At 64.3% G+C, this 1,696-nt stretch carries 2 protein-coding genes; both read right to left on the bottom strand.

Going from position 1 to position 1,696, the window contains the following annotated elements:
- Window positions 1–980: hydrogenase expression/formation protein HypE (hypE, locus tag I6U14_RS16025; RefSeq protein WP_296900520.1), on the bottom strand; the 980-nt coding region annotated here is incomplete at its 3' end.
- Between the two features lie 298 nt (window positions 981–1,278).
- Window positions 1,279–1,696 (bottom strand): molybdopterin dinucleotide binding domain-containing protein (locus I6U14_RS16030; protein WP_296900521.1); only part of this gene is annotated, 418 nt, incomplete at its 5' end.

Genomic DNA, 1,696 nt, shown 5'->3' on the forward strand with positions numbered 1-1,696 from the left:
CCAATGCCGGGCCGGCCCAGTCCCCCCCCGACGGGTGCCTCGACGACGGTCCCAATGCGAGCCGCCTCCTGGTCCAGTGGGTGTCGTTTCAGCGCCGCTAGCGCTGCCTCGGCCTCGGCGGGTGGAACGAAGGTGACCAGCTTGCCCTCGTTAGCCACCGTCAGCGGATCGAAGCCCAGCATTTCGCAGGCTGCCGCCACGGCCGGGCGCACCGGCACGGCTGTCTCGTCGATTTCGATCCCCACCCTCGATGTCCCGGCCAATTCGTTGAGGGCCGCCGCCAGCCCGCCCCGTGTGGGATCGCGCAGGCAGCGGGTGTGCGGAGCGGCATCCAGGAGCGCTTCGATCAGGCCATTCAGGGGCGCGCTATCGGAGAGCAGTTCCGTCTCGAAGGTCAGGCCTTCTCTCTTGCTGAGGACGGCGATGCCGTGGTCGCCCAGGGTACCGCTGACCAGGATCACGTCACCGGGCTGGGCCCGGTCCGGGCCGACGGCGACACCCTCACGCACGACGCCCACGCCGGCGGTGTTGATGTAGATGCCGTCGCCATGGCCGCGCTCGACCACCTTCGTGTCGCCAGCGACGACCTGGACCCCGGCCTCGCGCGCCGCCTTGGCCATCGAGCGCACCACCCGCTCCAACACCTCAATCTCCAATCCCTCTTCCAGGATGAAAGCAGCGGTGAGCCAGAGCGGTCGGGCGCCGCTCATCGCCACATCGTTGACGGTGCCGTGGACAGCCAGAGAACCGATGTCGCCGCCGGGGAAAAAGAGCGGGCGAACGGTGAAGGAGTCGGTGGACATAGCCAGTTGCGGTTTGCAAGTCGCAAGATTGCAAGTTTGCAGGTCAAGGGCTATCACGCTGGAGTCGGCCAGTTGGCGCAAGTGGGGGTTGTCCAGCGGCGCGGCGAAGATCTCGCGGATGAGTTGGTTCATCATCTGCCCGCCGGCGCCGTGGGCCATACGAATGATTTTTTCCATTGGGATTTCTTTCGGAATTTATCCTTTGTTAGCATCAGGCTTGACTGCAAGCTCTGAATCGCACAACTAGAACTCGAATCGAATGTAGCGCGGATGGCTAATCCGCTATCGACGCGGAATACCATTCCGCGCTACATCATCCGCTGTTCCAGTTATGCAGTTTACAAGTGCTGGTAAAGGGTCATGTTAAGCATTAAGCGTCACCCGTCACGTATAGCGCGTGACGGGTGACGCAAGCAGGACTGCCACGAGGGACTGCCGGTCCTCCGGCGAGATATATCCAGTGCTTACACGCTCACTACCCCTCCGAGTGTCCGTTCACCGCCTCGGCCCTGACGGCGCAGACCTTGTATTCCGGGATCTTGGCCACGGGGTCGAGGGCCGGATTGGTGAGGAAGTTGACGGCTGAATCCGGGTAATGGAACGTCGCGAAGATCAAACCAGCGGGCACGCGGGTGGTCACCTGGGCCTTGGCCACGATCTCGCCGCGGCGGGAGGCGACCTTCATCATTCCACCGTTCTCGATCCCGCGCGCCTGGGCGTCGGCCGGGTTGATCTGGATCTCGGCCTCGGGATACATCGCCTTCCGGTTGCGGGCCCGGCGCGTCATCCCGCCGCCGTGCCACAGGTGGAGGACCCGCCCGCTGTTAGGCACCACCGGGTATTCCTCCTCCGGCCGTTCACCCGGGGGGCCTCGCCCAACCACCGGGAAAAGA

This window comes from Thiohalocapsa sp. (assembly GCF_019695415.1).
Lineage (GTDB): Bacteria > Pseudomonadota > Gammaproteobacteria > Chromatiales > Chromatiaceae > Thiohalocapsa.